The following is a 1,782-nucleotide window of genomic DNA, read 5'->3' as shown; positions in this document are numbered from 1 at the left end:
CTGTTCCTTCTTGTCAGCGCGCGGACGGGCAGTTCCGCCGAAGCGCTGGCCTATACGCTGCAGGCGGCAGGCCGGGCCGTGGTTGTCGGCGAGCAGACGGGCGGCGCCGCCAATCCGGGCAGCGTGTGCCAGACGCAGGATGGCTTTTCCGTCTTCATATCGGTCGGCACGCCGGTGAACCCGATCACAGGCACCAACTGGGAAGGCCTGGGGGTGACGCCCGATGTGATCGTGCCGCAGGCCGATGCGCTTCGTGTCGCGCAGATCCTGGCGCTGGAGGCGGAGGGGACGCGGTTGCCGGCCGAAGCGGGGCTGGTGCTGGAAACGCTGAAGGCCGATGCGCGCGCCACCCCGGCCGACCGCGCGCTTGCGGGGCGTTATGGTGACCTGCTGATCGCGGATGCCGGTGGCACGTTGCACCTGCTTCAGGGGCGCCGCCCCGCGCGAACGCTGGTGCCGCTGGACCGCGACCATTTCAGCCTTGCCGAAGACCCGGCCACGCGCTTCGCGATCGAGCGGCGGCCGGACACCGGAGCGATTTCCGCCCTGGTGAAGACATTGCCGGGCGGCGGCGAAGTGCGCTTCCCGCGCGCGCTGGAGCTTTCGGCAACCCAACCTTGAGCGAACGCCTGCCCGAATTCGAAGCCGAGCTGTGGCGATGGAAGGGCCATGCCAGCTGGCATTTCGTGACCTTGCCGGCAGACCTTGCCGACAGCGTGCGGCTGCACGGGTTTCTGGCCCCCAGGGGGTGGGGATCGGTTCGGGTGCGGGCGGTTTCAGGGGGTGTCGGCTGGGACACCTCCGTCTTTCCCGACAAGTCGAGCGGCTCCTATATCCTGCCGGTGAAGGCGGATGTGCGGCGGCGGCTGGGCATCGGGGCCGGCGACCGGTTCCCGCTGGAACTGACTCTGCGGGATCAGGCGATGGTCTGATCTCCCCGCACAAGGGCTTGCAGGGAGGTCGCCCCCCGATAATCTGCGCCGATGACGACCGATCGCAGCCCCGGCCCCAGGCGCCATTTCCTGGAGCCAGCCCGCAGGCGCCCGAACCCATGGCAGGAAGTCCGGAAGCGCAGGTGGCGCCGGAACCTGCTGTTCGGGTCACTTCTCGTGGCGGCCATCGCGCTGGGCGTATTCATCGGACTGATGCTGCCGGGTTTGCAATCGCCCGACGGCGACGGACAGCCGACACCGATCTACAATCCAGATCCACCGCGGCAGCGGCGCGCGGAGACGCCGGCACCGCAACCGGCGGATGATGGCCGGGCGGCGCGCACGCAGCCCGGCGGAAGGACTGTTGCCTTCGGCTTTTGCGCCGGGCGGTCGGGCGACAATTGCGTGATCGATGGCGACACCTTCATCATGGACGGCGCCATCATCCGCCTTGCCGGGATCGACACGCCCGAAATCGGCGGTGCGCAATGCCGGGAAGAGCGGGCGCGGGGGGAAGCGGCGGAACAGCGGCTGCACCAGATCCTGAACAGCGGGCCGGTGCAGATCGTGCCGGCGGGGGGCCGCGATCGCGACCGTTATGACCGGCTTCTGCGCGACGCGCTGGTGGCGGGGCAATCCGTTTCCGAGTGGCTGGTGGCCGAGGGCCATGCCCGCCGGTGGCGCGGGCGCAAGGAAAGCTGGTGCTGACCCCTAGGCGTAGTTGAAGCTGACGCTGATCCGTTCTGCCTTCGCGCGGCCCTGCGGCACTTCGTGACGGAGCCAGCTTTCCCACAGCAGCACGGTTCCGGGTGCGGGTTGCAGATAGACGAAGGGCCGGGTTTCCTCTGGC

4 protein-coding genes are annotated in these 1,782 nt (G+C 69.1%); 3 read left to right on the top strand and 1 reads right to left on the bottom strand.

Annotated features, from left to right (window positions below; genetic code table 11):
- The 3 genes from ACE3O8_RS13550 to ACE3O8_RS13540 all read left to right on the top strand — a co-directional run.
- The coding region (locus tag ACE3O8_RS13550; RefSeq protein WP_374390589.1) for a S41 family peptidase at nucleotides 1–621 on the top strand (621 nt) is incomplete at its 5' end.
- A complete protein-coding gene (locus ACE3O8_RS13545; protein ID WP_374390587.1) occupies nucleotides 618–932 on the top strand; it encodes a DUF1905 domain-containing protein in 315 nt (104 codons plus the stop codon). The genes ACE3O8_RS13550 and ACE3O8_RS13545, both read left to right, overlap by 4 nt.
- Nucleotides 933–983: 51 nt before the next feature.
- Complete coding sequence (locus ACE3O8_RS13540) at nucleotides 984–1,640, top strand: thermonuclease family protein (protein ID WP_374390585.1); 657 nt, start codon at nucleotides 984–986, stop codon at nucleotides 1,638–1,640.
- 3 nt (nucleotides 1,641–1,643) lie between these two features.
- Here the strand turns inward: ACE3O8_RS13540 and ACE3O8_RS13535 are convergent.
- Nucleotides 1,644–1,782 (bottom strand): putative 2OG-Fe(II) oxygenase (locus tag ACE3O8_RS13535; RefSeq protein ID WP_374390591.1); only part of this gene is annotated, 139 nt, incomplete at its 5' end.

It is taken from the genome of Sandaracinobacter sp. (assembly GCF_041909755.1).
GTDB lineage: Bacteria > Pseudomonadota > Alphaproteobacteria > Sphingomonadales > Sphingomonadaceae > Sandaracinobacteroides.
This window is presented reverse-complemented; position numbering and strand designations above follow the sequence as displayed.